Annotated in this window: 13 protein-coding genes and 3 pseudogenes; 6 read left to right on the plus strand and 10 right to left on the minus strand. The window is 56.5% G+C overall.

Features of this window, described 5'->3' with window-relative positions; all coding sequences use genetic code 11:
• Positions 1 to 7 precede the first annotated feature (7 nt).
• From RHM59_RS04810 to RHM59_RS04830, 5 genes are all read right to left on the minus strand, one after another.
• Entirely contained in the window at positions 8 to 1009 is a 1002-nt protein-coding gene (locus tag RHM59_RS04810) for a LacI family DNA-binding transcriptional regulator (protein ID WP_322286071.1), read from the minus strand.
• Between the two features lie 59 nt (positions 1010 to 1068).
• A complete protein-coding gene (locus tag RHM59_RS04815; RefSeq protein ID WP_322170157.1) occupies positions 1069 to 2010 on the minus strand; it encodes an ABC transporter substrate-binding protein in 942 nt (313 codons plus the stop codon).
• A gap of 45 nt (positions 2011 to 2055) precedes the next feature.
• Complete coding sequence (locus RHM59_RS04820; RefSeq protein WP_322286663.1) at positions 2056 to 3048, minus strand: ABC transporter permease subunit; 993 nt, start codon at positions 3046 to 3048, stop codon at positions 2056 to 2058.
• A 70-nt stretch (positions 3049 to 3118) separates the two neighbouring features.
• Positions 3119 to 4660: a sugar ABC transporter ATP-binding protein gene (locus RHM59_RS04825; RefSeq protein WP_322170154.1), complete on the minus strand. Its 1542-nt coding sequence runs from the start codon at positions 4658 to 4660 to the stop codon at positions 3119 to 3121.
• Positions 4661 to 5292: 632 nt separating this feature from the next.
• Entirely contained in the window at positions 5293 to 6651 is a 1359-nt protein-coding gene (locus RHM59_RS04830; RefSeq protein WP_416195052.1) for a carbohydrate porin, read from the minus strand.
• Positions 6652 to 6952: 301 nt separating this feature from the next.
• Here RHM59_RS04830 and RHM59_RS04835 point away from each other — a divergent pair, with 301 nt between their 5' ends.
• Positions 6953 to 7558: an FMN-dependent NADH-azoreductase gene (locus RHM59_RS04835; RefSeq protein WP_416194798.1), complete on the plus strand. Its 606-nt coding sequence runs from the start codon at positions 6953 to 6955 to the stop codon at positions 7556 to 7558.
• Positions 7559 to 7573: 15 nt separating this feature from the next.
• Here the strand turns inward: RHM59_RS04835 and RHM59_RS04840 are convergent, their stop codons facing one another.
• From RHM59_RS04840 to RHM59_RS04845, 3 genes and pseudogenes are all read right to left on the minus strand, one after another.
• Positions 7574 to 8725: a methyl-accepting chemotaxis protein gene (locus RHM59_RS04840; protein ID WP_416195079.1), complete on the minus strand. Its 1152-nt coding sequence runs from the start codon at positions 8723 to 8725 to the stop codon at positions 7574 to 7576.
• Positions 8705 to 9196 (minus strand): annotated as a pseudogene (locus RHM59_RS25365) (MCP four helix bundle domain-containing protein); the annotation flags it as partial. The gene RHM59_RS04840 and the pseudogene RHM59_RS25365, both read right to left, overlap by 21 nt.
• Positions 9197 to 9321: 125 nt before the next feature.
• Positions 9322 to 9720, minus strand: coding sequence for a hypothetical protein (locus RHM59_RS04845; protein WP_322170149.1), 399 nt, complete (start codon positions 9718 to 9720; stop codon positions 9322 to 9324).
• 295 nt (positions 9721 to 10015) lie between these two features.
• Here RHM59_RS04845 and RHM59_RS04850 point away from each other — a divergent pair.
• Positions 10016 to 10853 (plus strand): annotated as a pseudogene (locus tag RHM59_RS04850) (MFS transporter).
• Here the strand turns inward: RHM59_RS04850 and RHM59_RS04855 are convergent.
• Entirely contained in the window at positions 10854 to 11420 is a 567-nt protein-coding gene (locus RHM59_RS04855) for a TetR/AcrR family transcriptional regulator (protein ID WP_322286072.1), read from the minus strand.
• Positions 11421 to 11542: 122 nt separating this feature from the next.
• Positions 11543 to 13951 (minus strand): autotransporter outer membrane beta-barrel domain-containing protein, encoded by a 2409-nt coding sequence (locus RHM59_RS04860; RefSeq protein WP_322286073.1) that lies wholly within the window; start codon positions 13949 to 13951, stop codon positions 11543 to 11545.
• A gap of 552 nt (positions 13952 to 14503) precedes the next feature.
• Between RHM59_RS04860 and RHM59_RS04865 the strand changes: the two genes are divergently transcribed.
• The 4 genes and pseudogenes from RHM59_RS04865 to RHM59_RS04880 form a co-directional block, all read left to right on the plus strand.
• Positions 14504 to 14911 (plus strand): MbcA/ParS/Xre antitoxin family protein, encoded by a 408-nt coding sequence (locus RHM59_RS04865; protein WP_322170142.1) that lies wholly within the window; start codon positions 14504 to 14506, stop codon positions 14909 to 14911.
• The gene (locus RHM59_RS04870) at positions 14908 to 15591 is read left to right on the plus strand and encodes an RES family NAD+ phosphorylase (RefSeq protein WP_416195053.1); all 684 of its coding nucleotides are present in this window, start codon (positions 14908 to 14910) and stop codon (positions 15589 to 15591) included. Before RHM59_RS04865 ends, RHM59_RS04870 begins: the two co-directional genes overlap by 4 nt.
• Positions 15592 to 15745: 154 nt before the next feature.
• On the plus strand, positions 15746 to 16729 hold the full coding sequence (locus tag RHM59_RS04875; protein ID WP_322170141.1) for an aldo/keto reductase: 984 nt from the start codon (positions 15746 to 15748) through the stop codon (positions 16727 to 16729).
• A 419-nt stretch (positions 16730 to 17148) separates the two neighbouring features.
• Positions 17149 to 17730 (plus strand): annotated as a pseudogene (locus RHM59_RS04880) (MBL fold metallo-hydrolase); the annotation flags it as partial.
• Positions 17731 to 18055 lie beyond the last annotated feature (325 nt).

Here is an 18055-nt window from a genome sequence, read left to right on the forward strand (position 1 = left end):
CACCATTTCAACGGCATCCACATGAATTTCGAATCCGCAATGTGGGCGGGAGCCGAACGGTTTGTCGCCTGCCTTCGGGTGATTCGATTCGTTTCAGCAGCAGCTTCACCGCCCGTGCCCCCAGCGTCTCAACGGGTTGCGCGACCACCGTCAGGCGCGGGACAAAAAAATCAGCCCAGTCGAAATCATCGAACCCCACCAGCGCCATCTGCTCGGGCACGGCGATGCCAGCGTCCCGCAGGGCATGCATGGCGCCGATGGTCATCATGTTGTTGGCGGCCATGATTGCCGTGGGCGGCGAAGCCAGCGCAAGTAGATGCCCCGTGGCCAGCCGCGCGGGCTCACTGCTGGACTCGCCATTGACCAGTAACGCCGGATCAAACGGCAAACCTGCCGCGCTCAACGCTGCCCGGTAGCCGTCGATGCGTTCCTCGGTGGTACTAAACCCGCGACGGCCGGCGACACAGGCAATGCGTCGATGACCGTGTTCAATCAGATGCGCGACCAAGGCCTGAGACGAGCGCTTGTTCTCCACGCCCACTTGATCGAAGCCTTTCGCAGCGAGCCGGTCCACCAGCACCGTGGGAATCTCGTTGGCTTGCAAATACGCCAACGTCCGGTGGTCTTTAGTGTCCATGGACGGCGCCAGCAAGATCCCGTCGACACGTCGATGGTGCAGCGCTTTCACCACCCGCAACTCCTGTTCGGGATCATCGTGGGTGTCCACAAATAACATCATGATTCCGTGCTTGGCCGATTCGGTTTCGATGGCGTGCACCGTCTCGCTGAAATAGTGGTTAGACAGCGCGGAGATCGCCACACCAATGGTGTTGGTGGTCGAACGGGCCAACGAGCGCGCCAGGGTATTGGGAATGTAATCAAGGTACTGAACGGCCGACTCCACCGCACGCGCGGTGATCGGGCTAACCTTGCGCGTGCCGTTGAGCACGTGCGACACCGTTGATGTCGATACCTTGGCAAGTTTCGCTACATCATCCATCGTTACCACAGCGATTACTCCGCCCTTTCCATCACATTAAATGGGCCTTCTGTGGGAAGGCCCAGCTGTTAGTGCTTGGACCAACCGGTATACGAGGCAATGTTGTCCCGGGTAATCAGGGTCGGCGCTAGCAGTTTGATCTTGTCCGCCGGTGGCTTGCCATTGAGCAGGTCGTAACCGATGGTCACCGCGTCCTGGGCCTGGGCCCACGGATCCTGGCTGGCGGAGGCCTGGATCGACGAATCGCTGGACTTCAGTGCCCCTTCGATATCCGGTGCGCCATCCACCGAGGTGATGATGATGCCGCTGCGTTTCAGCTGTTTGGCGGCCAGGTCGCTGCCGATGGCCTGTGGGTCATTGATGGTGAACAGCCCATCGATTTTAGGGAAGCGCACCAGATAACCCTGCATGGCATTCAACCCACCTTCCCGCGAGCCTTTGCCGTCTTGATCGTCAGACAAGACCTTGATCCCCGGTGCTGCCGCGAACACGGTTTTACAGCCATGAACTCGGTCGGTGACCGCAGTCACTTGCGGCCCATTCTGGATGATCACGTTGCCCTTGCCGGACAGTTTGTCGACGATGTACTGGCACGCCAGACGACCGGCCAAATCGTTATCGGTCTGCACCGTGGCATCAACGCCCTTGGCGTCTACGTCTACGGCGACGACCACGATTCCGGCCTTACGGGCTTTGCGGATGGCAGGCTCGATGGCCGCCGGATCCGTTGCGTTCAACAGGATCAGATCAACCCCCGCCGAAATGAAGTTATCAATTTGGGTGAACTGTTTGCTGAGGTCGTAATCCGCCGACACTGCTGTGACTTTGGCTTTGGGGTTGATCTCCATGGCCTTGGCCTTGGCACCCTCGACCAGCGCGACAAAATAAGGATTACCCAACGAGCCAACGGTGATGCCAACCGCATTCAAATCCCGGGCCTGGACGCCTGCGGACAAGGTCGCGGCCAGCAATAAAGAAGCAACGGCAGGAAACGTGAGTTTGAAGTTCATGGCTTATCTCTTGTGATTATTGTGATAACGCTAGAGGTGTAAAAATCAGGTTCGCGCGCCGGACTGGCGATAACGGTCGAGTGCCACTGCGCCGATGATAACGATGCCTTTGATGATGTATTGCCAGATGTCGGACACGCCCATCAGCACCAGTCCATTGGTCAATACCGCGATAATCAAGGCCCCGATCAGCGTGCCACCAATGGTACCGACACCGCCGGTAAAGCTGGTGCCGCCGAGAATCACCGCCGCAATCGCATCGAGTTCATAGGATTGACCCAGCTGTAACCCGTTGGCCGCCGACAACCGCGAGGCAGTCATCACCGCCCCCAGCCCGGCCAACGCCCCGGACACCGCATACACAAACAACAGCACTTTCCAGACTTTAATCCCTGACAAGCGCGCCGCTTCCGGGTTGCCGCCCACGGAGTAAATGTGCACGCCCATGACCGTGCGCCGCAAAATGAACCACGACAGCACCACCACACACAGCGCAATGATCACCAACCACGGCACCCCCAATACCGAATCGTTACCAATAAAGGCGAACGGCAAGTCCGGGTTGAACACGGTTTTATCGTCAGCCATCAACCGCGCCAAACCGCGCATCGCGGTCAGGGCGCCGAGGGTCACGATAAACGGCGGCAGCCGCATGAACGCAATCAGCCCTCCGTTCACCAACCCCAACAGCAACCCGAAGCCGATCCCCGCGACGATGCCCAACATGCCAAATTGAGGGGACGTCGAGACCAGCATTGCGACCACTGCCGAGGCCGCCAGAATCGCCCCGACTGACAGGTCAATCCCGGCGGTAAGGATCACAAAGGTCATGCCGGCGGCCAGCACCACATTGACCGACGCCTGTTGGCTGATGATCGACAGGTTCTGCACGGTAAAGAAGTTTTCGCTCATCAGCGCGAAACCCACCAGCAGCAGGATCAGCACCGGCAGCATGCCTACCGTACGCAGCAAGCCTCGAATTTTCTCGCCCGTGCTAACGGCGACTGCGCCACGGTTTTCGTTCACAGGCACGCCCATGGCGTTGGTTTTTTCGGTGTTTTGATTCATGACGGTTCCACCTTCGGCGGCTTTATTTTTGTTGTAGTGGTCAGGCTGCGTGGACCGCGACTTGCGCCGCGCCAGTGGCCAAATCGATGATGGTTTCCTGGGTGATGTCCTGCCCGGAAGTGCCACCCAACTCAGCCACCAATTGGCCCTCGCGCATGATCAAGACCCGATCGGACGTGCCGATGATTTCCGGCAGCTCACTGGAAATCAGCACGATCCCGACCCCGGCTTTGGCCAGCTCGTTGATGATCCGATAGATTTCCGATTTCGAGCCAATGTCCACGCCACGGGTAGGTTCATCCAGGATCAGCACATGGGGTTTGACTTCGAGCAAGCGTGCCAGCAAGACCTTCTGCTGATTCCCCCCGGACAAGGCGCCGACGTTGACTTTGCCCGAGCCGACCCGGATCGACAGCGAGCGAATGGCAGCGCTGGCGCGTTGGGCGCCATGGCCAAGGTCAAGCACACCGTAATGGGCATCGGGCACACATGCACAGACGTTGATGTTGTCGCGAACGCTCATGTCGAGAAACAACCCTTGGGCTTTTCGGTCCTCGGTGAGGTACACCACTCCGGCGCGAATCGCATCGGCGGGGTCACGCAGCTGAGTGATGGCTTGGCCTGCGACCTCTAGCGTGCCGGAAGTGCGTGGGTTGGCGGCGAAAATCAAGCGGGCCAATTCAGTTCGGCCCGCGCCCACCAAACCGGCGATGCCCAGTACTTCGCCAGCGTGCACGTCAAAACTGCAACCGCGTACCCGTGCGCCATCGGCCATGTCCCGCACACGCATGACCACCGCGCCGGGATCGTACGGCGCATGTTCCTTTTTATAGAAACCAGACAGGTCGCGCCCCACCATCATTTTCACCAACACCTCAGCTGACAGGGCTTCGCGCTCCAGCATGCCGACGTGTTCGCCATCGCGAAGCACTGAAACCCGGTCAGATAACTCGTAGATTTCAGCCATACGGTGGCTGATGTAGATGATTGCCAGCCCTTGACTGCGCAATTGCTTGATCAGCGCAAATAAACGGTCGGTCTCACGGGAAGACAGCGGCGTGGTGGGTTCATCCATCACCAGGATTTTTGCATCGGCGTGCAGCGCGCGGGCGATTTCCACCAATTGCCGCTCGGCAATCGACAGCGTGCTGACTTTGGTCAGCGGCGTGAAGTCAGCGCCGAGTCGATTCAGCACTTCGACACAGCCGGCTTGCATCGCCTTGCGGTTGACCGTCAAGCCGGAACGCAACTCGCGCCCGAGGTAGATATTCTCGGCCACGCTCAGGTTCGGACAGAGGCTCAACTCTTGGTAAATGACCGCAATGCCATGGGCTTTGGCCGTACGTGGGTTATAGGTGGCAACCGGTTGGCCATCGATTCGAATCTCGCCGCCTGCGTCAGCCTGATAGGCGCCGGACAGGATTTTCATCAACGTGGACTTGCCCGCGCCGTTCTCGCCCATTAATGCGTGAACTTCGCCGGGGTAGACTTTCAGATCCACGCTTTTCAGCACCCGCAGGCCGTTAAAGGTCTTGGAGATGCCGCGCATTTCGAGCAGGGGTAAAGGTAAAGAGAGACTCATGACGCGCCCTCAAATTTTTTATTTTTGTACGTGGGCCTGCATAGGTTTTACAACCTGTTGCGACCTGTTTGAGAACGACTCTAGTCGATAAATCCAGTTACGCAAGCGCTTGCGCAAGCACTTGCGTGGTGCTTGCATGAATTCCGCCCCACAGATTTTTGTGATGCATAGATTTTTGTAGGAGCTGCCGAAGGCTGCGATCAGATGTTCAGTGCCTACTATTCCGTGTCTGCTGATGTCTCTGTGTGGCTTGCCAACGAAAGCGTCATTGCAAGCGACCCAGGTTTCAAGTCGATATCAGCGGCGCGATTATCGGCCTCTTCGCAGGCAAGCCTACTCCCACAGGAGTTGTGGCTGCTTGCTACAACCGTATCAATGAAACCGTTGGCGCCTACAGGTTTGGTGTCGTTTACCCGCGCACGGTGGGACCGAATTTATTCGGGAATGGATTTCAAATCCGACCTCGTCCGCGTCTGACACGATGCCTTCCCGAATGAATTCGGTCCCACAGAAAACCCAAAATCGCGACCTCTGTAGGAGCCAACTTGTTGGCGAAGCGTTGGATCTGATACCGCGCGTCAGGCCTCTCGCCAACAAGTTGTCTCCTACAGGTTTGGGGTGGCTTGTGCCCATCAGAAGGTGGACTGAACCTGCAAGCCCGCCACTACGCCGTTTTGCACTTCGCGTACGCCGCCTGGGTGGGCGATGTATTGCAGGTTGGGCCGGACGTTTAGCCACTGGGTGACTTGTACGCCGTAGTTGAGTTCGACGTTGTACTCCGTGTGTTGCTCTGGCACGTAGTCCGCGTCGGCATAACTAAGGCCGCTAACATCGTTGGCGGTTTTGGCGTTGCGCAGGTACAAGTTACTGGCATACAGGCGAGCGATGCCCAGGCCCAGCGTGTCGGACGGACGCGCGTCAAACGGCCCTTTGTACACCAGCGTGACCTTCTGATAGCTGTCGATCGGGGTGGTGGCGCGGTCGTAGAAGCTGGCGTTGGCCGAGAGGGTCAAACCGCGTGAAGCGTCGCCGTTCACCGTGGTGAGTTGTTGCTTGCCGGTCAACCACCAGCCATGGCGACTGCTATCGCTGCGATAGTCTTCACCCGATAAAGCGGCCGGTTGGTTGTTGGCGTCTTTATAAACATCGCTGGCGTTGGCGGAGCTGTAGTAATAACCAACGTGGTATTCGCCCGGCAGGCTGTTAAGCGTGGGCGCCCACACCAGTTCGACGGGAATCAGTGCACCGGTGGTACCCGCGCCATTGAGTTTGAAGCCGCTGTCGTTTTCGAGGTTAGACGGATTGACGTCGAACACGCCGACTTGGGCGTAGACCGAATCAGTCAGTCTGTATTTGATCCGTGCGGCCCATTGGCTGATTGGATTGTTGTAGATGCTGTCGACATAGTTGCCGGGCTGCGAACCACAGAACGCCAGGTTCTGGAACAGGCAGTCTTCAACCCCAAAATCATCACTGAACGCAAAACGACCGGCTTTGATATTCAATGCGCCATCGAAAAAGCCTTTGCTCAGCCACAATTCGCTAAGGCGGGTAACGCTGCCGGTCCCCTGCACTTCTTGGGTGGCAGAAAAACTGCTGGCGCGGGGGTCATTGAGGTTGTCGGTGTTCAGGTTGTCGCCATTGCGATTGGTGAGCTGAACCATGAACTGCGTGTCATCCCAACCCATCAACTTTTGCAAGTCGATGGCCGCGCCCAAGGTGAACTGGTCGGCATAGCGTGTAGTGTGATGCTTGTCGTAACCGCCGCGCAGGTTTGAGGCCGATTCGCCGGTGTAGCCCATCTGAACGTCGATGCCCTTTTCCAGCCATTCGGTGCGCAGTCCGCCCCAGTCGCCGGTCATCCACTGTGAATCCGCTGAGAAAGCATCCTGCGCTTGAGCGCTGACGGCCCAACTGAAGGCGGCGCAGACCGACATTAGCAAGCCAAGAACCTGCGTCAAGCGCAGGTGGCGGGGAGTCAAACGAGGCATCTGTTTTTTCCTGTTCTCTATGACACAACGACGACAGAAAGGTCTTTGCAGTCGTTGTTTTCCATGGGGTTGCGTTACCGATTTATTGAAACGGGGCAGCGCCGACACGCGCCATGGTATAGACAAGTCCAAATATTTCAAATAAGAATATTTCTTGTTTGTACTAACGTCGTATCCGCTGTTATCAAACATGCCGTCTGATCAGGCGTTTTTACCGCTAAAACACCCAGTGCAATCAGCACCTTTTCGCTGCCGCTGCCCTCTAAGCTCGAATAACCCACCATCGAGGAATCCACCCATGCTGCATTTACTGCATGTTGAAAGTTCGCCACGCAAGCAACGTTCAGCGTCGATTGAAATCGCCCATGCATTTATCGACGCCTGGAAAAGTAAGCACTCGGGGGCCACAGTTGACACTCTCGACGTGTGGAATACCGCGTTACCGGAATTTGATGGCGAGGCGTTGGGCGCCAAGTACGCTGGCATTGAGGGTCGCGAACGGACCCCGGCCGAGCGGCAGGTCTGGACGGAAATAGAAGCGCTGGCGGAACGTTTCAAGCGTGCGGACGTGATTGTATTCAGCGTGCCCATGTGGAACTTCGGCATTCCCTACCGGCTCAAGCACCTGATCGATGTGGTCAGTCAGAAAGACCTGTTGTTCACATTTGATGACCGAGGCCTGAATGGTTTGCTAAACGGTCGCAAGGTGGTGGTTATCGCGGCACGCGGCGCACAACTGGACCGTACGGAGCACCAAGTGTCCTATATGGCCAGTTGGTCAGAGATGGTCGGCATCGACGAACAACACACGGTCATTGTCGAAAAAACCCTGTATGGCCCAGAGGTTGATACCCAGGGCCGGAACGCCGCCAAAGCAGAAGCCGTGGCACTGGCTTCAACGATTTGATACCAGACGCTCAACTCAAACGGTAAATTTCATCACCAGGCCGTTCAACTCAGTGGCGAGCCGTGACAGTTCATGGCTCGCTGTTGACGTTTGCTCGGCCGCGGTTGAGGACTCAACAGAAAGGTCTCGAATACTGATGAGGTTTTGGTCCACGGACCTGGCCACTTGAGCTTGCTGTTCCGAGGCGGTGGCAATCAGCATATTGCGCTCAGTGATGTTCACGATGGCGGCGGCGATTTCCACCAGGGCGGCGCCGGCCTCGTGGGCGATCAACAATGTTTTCTCAGCCTCGGTGCTGGTCAGTATCATCGATGAAACGGCGTGCTCCGAGCCTTCCTGAACGCCCCGGATGATCTGTTCTATTTCCAGGGTTGATTGCTGGGTGCGGTGGGCCAAGGCACGCACTTCATCGGCGACGACCGCGAAGCCCCTGCCCTGATCACCCGCCCTCGCGGCCTCGATAGCCGCGTTCAGCGCCAGCAAATTGGTTTGCTCGGCGATTGACCGAATAACCTCCAACACCTTGCTGATGCTTTGGGCCGACTGCGCCAGCTTCTCGACTTGCTGACTGGTGGCGTTGACCGTCGCGTTCAAGCCTTCAATGGAGGTAATGGTTTTTGCCACCCGCTCGCTACCGCGTTTGGTAGAACGCTCCGAATCCTGGGTGGAGACCGATGCTGCCGAGGCGTTTCTGGCCACTTCTTCAACCGCCGCAGTCATCTGATTGACCGCTGTGGCGGCCTGGTCAGTTTCCAGACTTTGCCGCTGCAGACCTTGGTTGGACGCCTGCGTCACTTGATTCATCTGCTGCGCTGCGCTCGCCAATTGCGTAGAGGAACTGCCAATCAGCCTGACAGTGTTTCGCAAATTCCCCAGCATCAACGCAGTGGCCGTCTGCAATTCAGTAATTTCGTCGCTCCCATCGATTCGGATGTCTCGACGCAGATCATTGTTGGACATCTCCTTACTGGCGCCGACCAAGGCCATCAAGGGAACCGAAATACTTTTTGTGAAGACGATCGCAAGCACGATGGTGGCCAAAATCGAGCACACCAACAGCAGCAACGCATAGGTCACTCCATTGTCGTAGGCGGCTTTGGATTTAATGCTCGATTGAGCCGCCTGCTGCTCGTTGATCTTGATCAGCTCATCGGCGTATGCCTGCATTTCCTTGGAAAGCGGGACGATGTGGAGGTTTATATAGTTAAGGGTTTCGGTCAACGAAAGCGCATCCCCCGCATTGATGACAGTTTTGAGTTGCTCGTTATAAGGGGCGACGTCGTTGACCAGCAATTGATAAACCTTGCGTTCGCTTTCACCGGAAACCAGTTTTTCGTAGTTCCCGATGTCGGCCTTCATGATGTCTTGATACTTTCCGAGGCTGATGGCGGAGCCTTTCTTTTCCGAATCGCTGGCGGTGATCAGCTTGAACGTTTCCAGGCGCATTCTTAACAGCGAGGTTGCAATAATTCCGGCTTGCCTGACACTGGGCATTGAGTTTTCCTGGATATCGACGGTTAACGCCTGCATTTCCCGCATATTCCACATCGATATGCCGCTGGAAACCGTCATCAATACAATAACGACCAGAAAAAAAAGCCCCGCACGAGTCCCAATCTTTAAACCTCGAATCGTCATGAGCTACTGCCTTTATTATTGTTCACGGTCGGGCGACGGTGTGCTGTTTTGCATAGTGCCACCGAGGGCATGGACGGTGTGAACATTTCGGCAAGCGCAAAAGCCAGCGTGACCTCCTGACTCACTCAGCGGGTCATGGCCCTGGCCCTGGCGGTGTCAATGGCAGCCGTTAGCGCAAGCAGGTTAGTTTGAAGGGCTATTTCACGAATCGGTTGCACACTCCCGCTGAACTTGCTTGGTAGGTTGTTCACATCAAAAAGGGTGACGCGAGTTTGGCGGCTAGCGTCCGCCAAGCGCTGAACGCTGGTCAAACTTTCGAGGCGTGCGAACTCACCTATTTTGTCCTCGACGCGTAACGCTACCGGCGCTACGCCTTCGCTCTCGATACGAAGCGTTACAGGCTCAGTGCCCAGTAAAAATTTAATCCAGCAGGCGACAAAGGCGAAGCTGATCAAAGCGCCAATAGCACTTACGGTCACAAACAACGCCAACATGGACCGTCCTGACAACAACATGGATTTCATACGTCCTCATCCTTGAGTGATGGGTTTGGTGCGGGCGTAATGCACGCACCTATAACGAAGGAACTGCAAAATTCCGGAGCTTTGAAATACGTTCAAACGTTCAATATAGTACAACTCAGAACTACAATTAAAATCTCTCCCCAACGGACAACCCCGACAAAAACGCTGCGAATAGTGGCACGAAGCTCAAATTGATCGCTTAACCGCTGCCATGATCAATCGAAAACCTGACTTCCCCGTCGTCTGTCAGCCACACTGCGCTCCTGTTTCCATCGCCGCCCAAGGGAGTTTGTCTTTGGACAAAGCATCCGATCGACGCAATACCCTTTCACTGGACGCGCTCATTTTTTTTCTGGCTGATGTCCGCGATGGGCTTGGACCTTATCTGGCCATTTATCTGCTAGCGGTTCATCACTGGGACCCGGCCAGCATCGGCGTGGTCATGACCGTGGCGGGAATTGCTGCGTTGATCACACAAGCGCCGGCGGGTGCGATGATCGACGGCATGCGCAGTAAACGCGCGGTGATTGCCGTCGGCGCATTGGTGGTGACGATGAGTTGTCTGCTGTTTGCCGTTCATTACTTCATTCAGTCTGGTGGCGCTGACGCAATCGATCAGCGCCGCTGCCGCGTCGGTGTTCGCGCCTGGCATTGCCGCCATCGCCGCGCAACTGGTCATGGTGCCTGCCGCCTGGATTGTCGGGACCAAGGCCGATCAATGGGGACGCAAGCCGCTGTTGCTCGCCGGATTCTTGATCCTGCCCTTGCGTGGAGTGCTTTACACCCTGTCCGATGACCCCTATTGGCTGGTCGCCATCCAAATGCTGGACGGGGTTGGTGCCGGGTTATTTGGTGCGCTGTTTCCGTTGGTGGTGAAGGACCTGACCCACGGCACTGGCCGATTCAATGTAAGCCTCGGCGCGCTGTCTACGGTGTTCGGTTTCGGCGCAGCGCTGAGTAACAGCCTCGCTGGGCTTGTGGTTCAACAGGCGGGCTACAGCGCGGCGTTTCTGACGCTGGCCGCAATAGCCAGCGTCGCGTTTGTTTTATTGTGGTGGGCGATGCCGGAAACCCTTCGCCAGTCAGATCGGTCCAGTACTGTCGACCTGAGCGCTTCCGGGGTCGCCCGATGACTAGGGCAACAGCCCCGCCGCTCGGTAAACTTCGACTGTCTCGTCGAACGCCGCGATGTCATTGCGGCCTCGCGACACCAGTTGAGCGCCTTCAACGGCCGAATAGATAGCCAGTGCCTTTTGCTGCAACGTTTTTAACGGGGCATCACCCTGTTGCAGGCACAGCACGGTTACCAGCCAGTTAACGTTCGCTTCAGTGAACGCATCCACTTCGGTTCGGACTTCAAGGGGCAGGTCCTGATACTCGGCGGCCATTATCCCGCACAGGCACATGCGATTGTCGTTGACCAGTGCCGAGCGAAAAATAGCGGTGTAGCCGTTTATCAAGAAGCGCGGATCTTGGGACTGCTCAGACAAACCTGTCAGGTATTTGACCCCGTCCTCCGTATACCGCCGTGCGAGCGCAGCCCCCAAATCGCCCTTGGTGGGGAAGTGATGGTGAATGCTGGCGCTTTTGATTCCGACTTCCTTGGCGATCTCGCGAAAGCTCAGCGCGTTATAGCCGAGGGCTTGCACCCTGGCGCGGGCAATGCCCAGGATGGTTTCTTTGGTACTTGAGGTTGTCATTAAGAAACTCCCTACTGACAAAGACCTGATAAGAATACGTTGCTCGGCATTCTACCTATCTAGTGAAAGGTAGAACAGTGCCGCCGTAAAAATTATCCTGCCGAGAGTCGTTGGCAAACCCTTCACCAGCTCATACGAATCCCAACGTTGCCACTGATGCCTTTCAGGTCGTTGCTGTCCAGGTTGGCGTCGTAGTCAGCCCCGAGGTAAACCGCGACCGTCGGCGATAGCTGCGCCACAACTCCCATGCCGACATCGGCGGACGAGGCTTTATGCTGAGTTTTTATCCGGTCCACGTCGTCGTAGGTCACCGTGTCCGAGCCGCCAAATGTCCGCCATACGTTGGCACGCAGATAAGGTTCGACCGGCGTATTGCTGACCCGATAGCGCCCATTCAAACGCGCGCCCAAACGCCCGGTGGTGTAGTTCTGGGAATCAAATGAAACCTCGGAAATTCCGTCGTTTTGATCGTCGAGGCTAATGTGCTGACTGATCAACTGCGCTTGCGGCTCAACACTCCAGTGATCGGACAGCGCAACCGGGTAGCCACCTTCCAGAGAAAGCGTCAGCCCGTGGCCGTGGGTCTCCAGCTTCACCCCTCTGTCCGACTGACTGTTTCCATCTAAACGAGTGGCCATGGCCACCGCGTCCACATACCAGCCTGATCGGTCCGACAGGGTCCAATAAAGCCCGACATTATCGCCATCGAGCTTGGTCTGACCCGCCTGGCGCCCCTGAAAGCCTTCGGCAAATCCTTTTACGCTGCCGCGGAGGTGGGTTTGCCCCACAAAAAAACCAAAGCGTTGATAGCGTCCTTCACTTATTTCGGATGAGTAAAGGTCATTCCCGATCTGGAAGCCCTCCAGCGAGCCATCAAGGCTGGGTGATACGGTTCCAGACCAGCTTTTCTTGAAGTCGTTGTTATAGAAGCGCCCCCATCCTGCAGACGCGAGACCGGTTTCGGTCAGCAGGCTTTGATCACCCTGACGATCGTGAAATGTACCCAGAGCGTTGAGCATCAGGGTTTGCGCGGCCGGGACAACCACCGAATAGACCGGGACTTCCAACCTGAACAGCGGAATCGGCGCCGCCCCCGCAACGGCAGCAGGCAGCGCTGGCGTGGTGGCTGCCGGTGTCGGTGAAGCGTCGGCTGGGGAGTCAGCAGGAACTGTCGATGGCGGATCAGCGGGCGCCACGGGTGCGGCAGTCGGTGGTTCTACTGGCGGCTCGTCCGCCGCAACGATAGGCGCTGCGGGTGCTACGGGCGGTGCAGATGGCGGCCGGATAATCAGCGGCGGCGCGGCTGGCGGCGCAGCCCGAGGGGCGATTGCGATAACAGAAGAGCGCAAGTACCAGTTGTTCTCGGAGCCCGCAGTAACGCCGCCTTTAAACAAATAATATTGATAAGCACCGGCTGACACCGAGTTCTTCAGTGCAAACGCATCGGCGCTGCTGGTTGCACCGTTTTGTGCCTGCACGACCTCGATACCGTTTTGAAGGGTCAAGGCACCTTGACCGCCGAGGTTAGAAATCCCTACTTGGGTATTTCCACTGATTGCACCTTGGGAGACGATTAACTTGTCGCTGGCAGAGCTGTCGTCGCCTAACACTGTTTGAAGTAGCAACTGCCCGCCACGGCCGACATAGTTGCCGTACACCGACAGCGTATCCGCAGCACTCGAACTTGCGCTGGTCATGTCTATAACGCCAGCGTTGGTCAGGGTCGTGAGTTGCCCAGAGGTGTAGGGCCTGACCGCTCCATGGGTCACCTGCAATGCGCTGGTGCTGTCGATAGTGAAACTGCCGGTGCCACTGGAACTGTCACCCAGAAAGAAATCTCCGGCCAAGTTAAACCGGCTGTTATTGGTGAGGTTGACTGACTCCCATCCGATGTACCGGGCGGCACCAGCAGATGAGCTGTTGTCAAAGGTCAAGGTGTCATTACCCAGTCCGCCGTCCACCGAGGGGGTTAGAGACAGCGTGTCTTCGGTCAAATGACTAATAAGCGCCGTGTCATTACCGTCCCCCATCAAAATAGACGACTTGATCAAACCTCCGGCGTTCCAAATAAACCTGTCATTACCGCTACTGGCGCGTATTTCACCGTTTATAACACCGCCGGTAACGGTAATACGGTCGTCGCCGCCACTGACGCTGATATTGCCGCCTATAGTGCCCCCGGACACAATAATCGTGTCGTCACCAAAGCCCGTCACCAGGTTACCCAAGATAGTGCCGCCCGACATATCAAAGAGGTTGTCGTCCAGCTTCATGTTGACGCGGCCGATAGTGCCACCGGTCATCTTGGCGATATCACCATCATCAAAACCGCCGACGATGGTACCTCCCGTCATGACAAAAACATCGCGACTGTCCCCCTGGGTCAGCGATGCAATAGTGCCCCCGGTCATTTGAAAATTATCAACACCGCTGCCCTGTGAAACGTCACCACTCACGGTTCCGGCGCTTATTTTAAATACGTTGGCGCCATCGCCTTGATCAACTAACCCGAGGATTTTTCCCGAATCCATTTGAATGACATCATTCTGAGGGCCAAAAACAATGTTCCCATTAACCGTGCCGGTACCGCCGGCGGGAAATACCAGACTGTTAGCACCCGACAAATCGGTCAACCCCGTGCTGCTACCACTGCTGCAGCTATAGACGTCGTTGCCTGCCGATGCAATTAACGTACAGTCCGCCTTTGCCACCCCCGTTAGACTGATCGCGCGCACTAAGGTTACGGACCCTACTGCCCGAGCAGGTCCATGCTTCGACACGGTATTGTATTTAACAAATCGCATGGCTTGGTTAACGGTAAACATCCCTGTTCTCCTAACTGGGCACTTACACCTAAACGTCGCGGTAAGTACCCTCCTTTATTTCAAGGGTTAAGCGGGAGAGGCTTGTTCTAAGCCAACCCGATCCTTGGGTTCACTATTGACCCTAGTCGCACCCTTGAAATATCGCCACTTCCGGTTAATACCCGAGCAAAAAGCATGCGCATCCGCATTTATTCATTGATTTATTACGCATGCGTACTAGACTGACAATCCGTTACCCACCGTCAAGGAGCGTTGGCCATGGCAAACGCAAGCACCGTCCACCCCGCCGTTCACAGCGTAGACACCCCGGAGGCGGGTCGGGTGGCGTTGAAATTCTTCTTCGGTCTGATGGAGCAATGGGGCTGTTCGGCGGATCAGCAGCGAGCGCTCTTGGGTTCGATCAGCACCACCACTTTTTATAAATACAAACGGCTGCCCAGTGTTCGACTGCCCCATGACACCTTGGAGCGGATCTCGTACCTGATGGGTATTCACAAGGCACTGAGCATTATTTTCAGCAACAACCATGATCGGGTGTACGCCTGGGTCAGCAGCCCCAACACTGCCGCGCCGTTTAATGGTCAAACGGCGCTTAAGTACATGCTGGCCGGTCGCGTTGTTGATATTGCCGATGTGCGCCGTTATCTGGATGGGGTACGCGGATGATGCTGCCGAAACAGGAGATACCCGCGTGGGACAACGCCTATCGAATCATCAGCAGCTCGTTCCCGCCGATCACCCTGTTCGAAGACATTCTGGACCCGTCAGAATTGCAGGTGGCCTACGCCCTGGAATCGCTGACCAATGATCGATTGGCTGAACAAGCAGGTGTCATCAGTCGGGTTAGCCCGGAAGATTGTGTGTCAGGCCCCGGTTCTACACCGGTGATGGCAGCTTTTACTCACATTGGCAGGGTCAGCCGGTTTACCGATGGGACGTTTGGCATTTATTACGCCGCCAACAGCCAGACCGCCGCCATCGCAGAAACAAGCTTTCATCAGGAACGATTTCTTGCCGCCACCCAAGAGCCTGACGTTGAGCTGACCATGCGCACCTACGTCAATAAAGTGGTGAAGCCGATGCACGACATTCGTGCTGATTTCGGCCATTTGCATGACCCCGACCCCGCCCACTATGGGGTTGCACAGGCGTTCGCGAAAAAGCTTCGCGCGGCAAAATCCTGGGGGATTTTGTACAACAGCGTCCGCGCCACGGGCCATGAATGCATTGCAGCGTTTCGCCCGACAGCGGTGTCAATTCCGGTGCAAGGCAAACATATGCGTTACGTGTGGGACGCCAAGAGCCAAAAGATCGGCTGTTTCTTTGAAATCACTCCGGTGATTTAAGGCGTCTGCGCCCCGAGGGTCAGGACGGTGAAGGGTGTAGGTAGGGTCGCCCACGTCTGCAGAGTTGAACGATCAGCCCAAGCGAGGGCCCAACCTGCGCAATGCTCGAATAACGTTGCGCCGTTCGCACACTCATTGAACGTGGAGAACACCCATGAATTACGTCTCATTGGGCAATACCGGCCTGAAGGTTTCGCCCATCGCGTTAGGCTGCATGACCTACGGCATACCTGAGCGCGGCAAACACCCTTGGACGCTTGACGAGCAGAGCAGTCGCCCGTTGATCCAAAAGGCCCTGGAGCTGGGGATCAATTTCTTCGACACCGCTAACAGCTACTCGGACGGCACCTCTGAAGAGATCGTCGGTCGAGCCCTGCGCGATTTTGCCCGGCGCGATGAGATTGTTATTGCTACCAAAGTGTTTTTCTCTTCGCGGGAAGCGCCAAACGTTGGCGGCCTGTCGCGCAAGGCGATCTTCAATGAAATCGACAACAGCCTGCGCCGACTGGGTACTGACTACGTCGACCTGTATCAAATCCACCGCTGGGACTACAACACGCCCATCGAAGAAACCCTCGAAGCGCTGCACGATGTAGTCAAGGCCGGTAAAGCCCTGCACATCGGCGCTTCGTCGATGTACGCCTGGCAGTTCGCAAAAGCGTTGCATACCTCGCAACGCAATGGCTGGACGCCCTTTGTGTCGATGCAAGACCACCTTAATTTGCTCAACCGGGAGGAAGAGCGTGAGATGCTGCCATTGTGCCGTGATCACGCAATTGCTGTATTGCCCTGGAGCCCACTGGCCCGTGGCCGCCTGACCCGCGACTGGAATCAAAGCAGTACCCGCGCCGATTCCGATGACTTCGGCAAAAGCCTGTACACCGAGCAGACTGCCGATGCGGATAGAAAGGTGGTGGAAGCCGTGGCCACCATCGCCGCCGAGCGTGGCGTACCCCGTGCGCAAGTTGCCTTGGCGTGGGTCGTACAGTCAGCGGGGGTAACAGCGCCACTGGTGGGCGCCAGCAAACCTCAGCACCTCGACGATGCCATGGCTGCGTTGACCTTGAAGCTCGACCCGAATGAGATCCACCGTCTGGAAGCCCCGTACATACCCCACGCCGTGTCGGGGTTTGAATAGCCCCGTCGTTGACGCCGCGCTGTTGCGCAGTAAACGTGTTGCGCATTGTGTGGCTTGAAGGTGCAGAGTGTCAGGACTGAAGCCTTCCCGAATAAATTCGGTCCCACAGACTCTGGTGATGTGCACATTTTCTGTAAGAGCCAAAGGCTACGATAAGTCCGAAGGGCCTTCGCCAACAAGTTGGCTCCTGCGGAGGGCTGCCCGCCCGCAACCCCATAAAGGCGGGATATACCTGCCAGGATCAGCGCCAACCTTCGTTTGTAAAAGCTTAAAAGTAGTGTGATAAGAGGAAGCCCGTCGTCCAGACGCCGCAGGGTATGAGCTGTCAGATAACGTAGCGGCGCAATGGCAAAACCCAATGCAGTCATCAAAGCAACATCCAGACTGTCAGCCTTGCGGCTGGCATTACGCCTTCGGAGATGCACGTGATTATTGGTGAGAAGATCCATGTCGAAGCTTTTTTGGACGAAACAACCTCAACTTTGAGCTACCTGCTGCTTGATCGGTCTACCCAACATTGCGCGCTGATCGACAGCGTTCTGGGCTACGACCCAAAATCCGGCCATACCGATACCCACGCGGCTGATCGCCTGATAGCACGGGTGCTTGAGTTGGGGGCTTCAGTGGAATGGATTCTCGAGACCCATGTGCACGCGGACCACCTGTCTGCTGCGACCTACCTGAAAGAGAAGCTCGGTGGAAAAATCTCCATTGGCAGTCATATCAAACGGGTTCAGCAGGTATTTGGCGAGCTGTTCAATTGCGGTGCCACTTTCAGCCACGACGGCAGCCAATTTGATGTACTGCTCAATGACGGCGACACCTTCAGGATTGGCACGCTAGACGCGACAGCAATGCACACCCCCGGCCATACGCCCGCCTGCATGACCTATGTGGTCCGAAACGAAGGCGACTCCCTCGCGTTTGTCGGTGACACCTTGTTCATGCCCGACTACGGCACCGCTCGCTGCGATTTTCCCGACGGCGACGCTAGAACGCTGTTTCGCTCGATTAAAAAAATTCTCCAACTTCCCGCCGACACCCGAATTTTCATGTGCCACGACTATTGCCCGAACGGCCGGCCCATCGCTTTCATGACCACCGTGGCGGATCAGCGCTCAAGCAATATCCATGTCCGGGAAGGCATCACTGAAGACGACTTCGTGAACATGCGCGAAGCGCGAGATGCCACGCTGGAGATGCCGGTTTTGATCCTGCCGTCGGTGCAGGTCAACATGCGCAGCGGCCATCTGCCTGAGCCAGAAGCGAACGGCATTCAGTACTTGAAAATCCCGATCAACACCCTTGGAAAACCGGCAATTACCG

This window comes from Pseudomonas sp. MH10 (assembly GCF_034353045.1).
In the GTDB taxonomy this organism is placed as follows: Bacteria; Pseudomonadota; Gammaproteobacteria; order Pseudomonadales; family Pseudomonadaceae; genus Aquipseudomonas.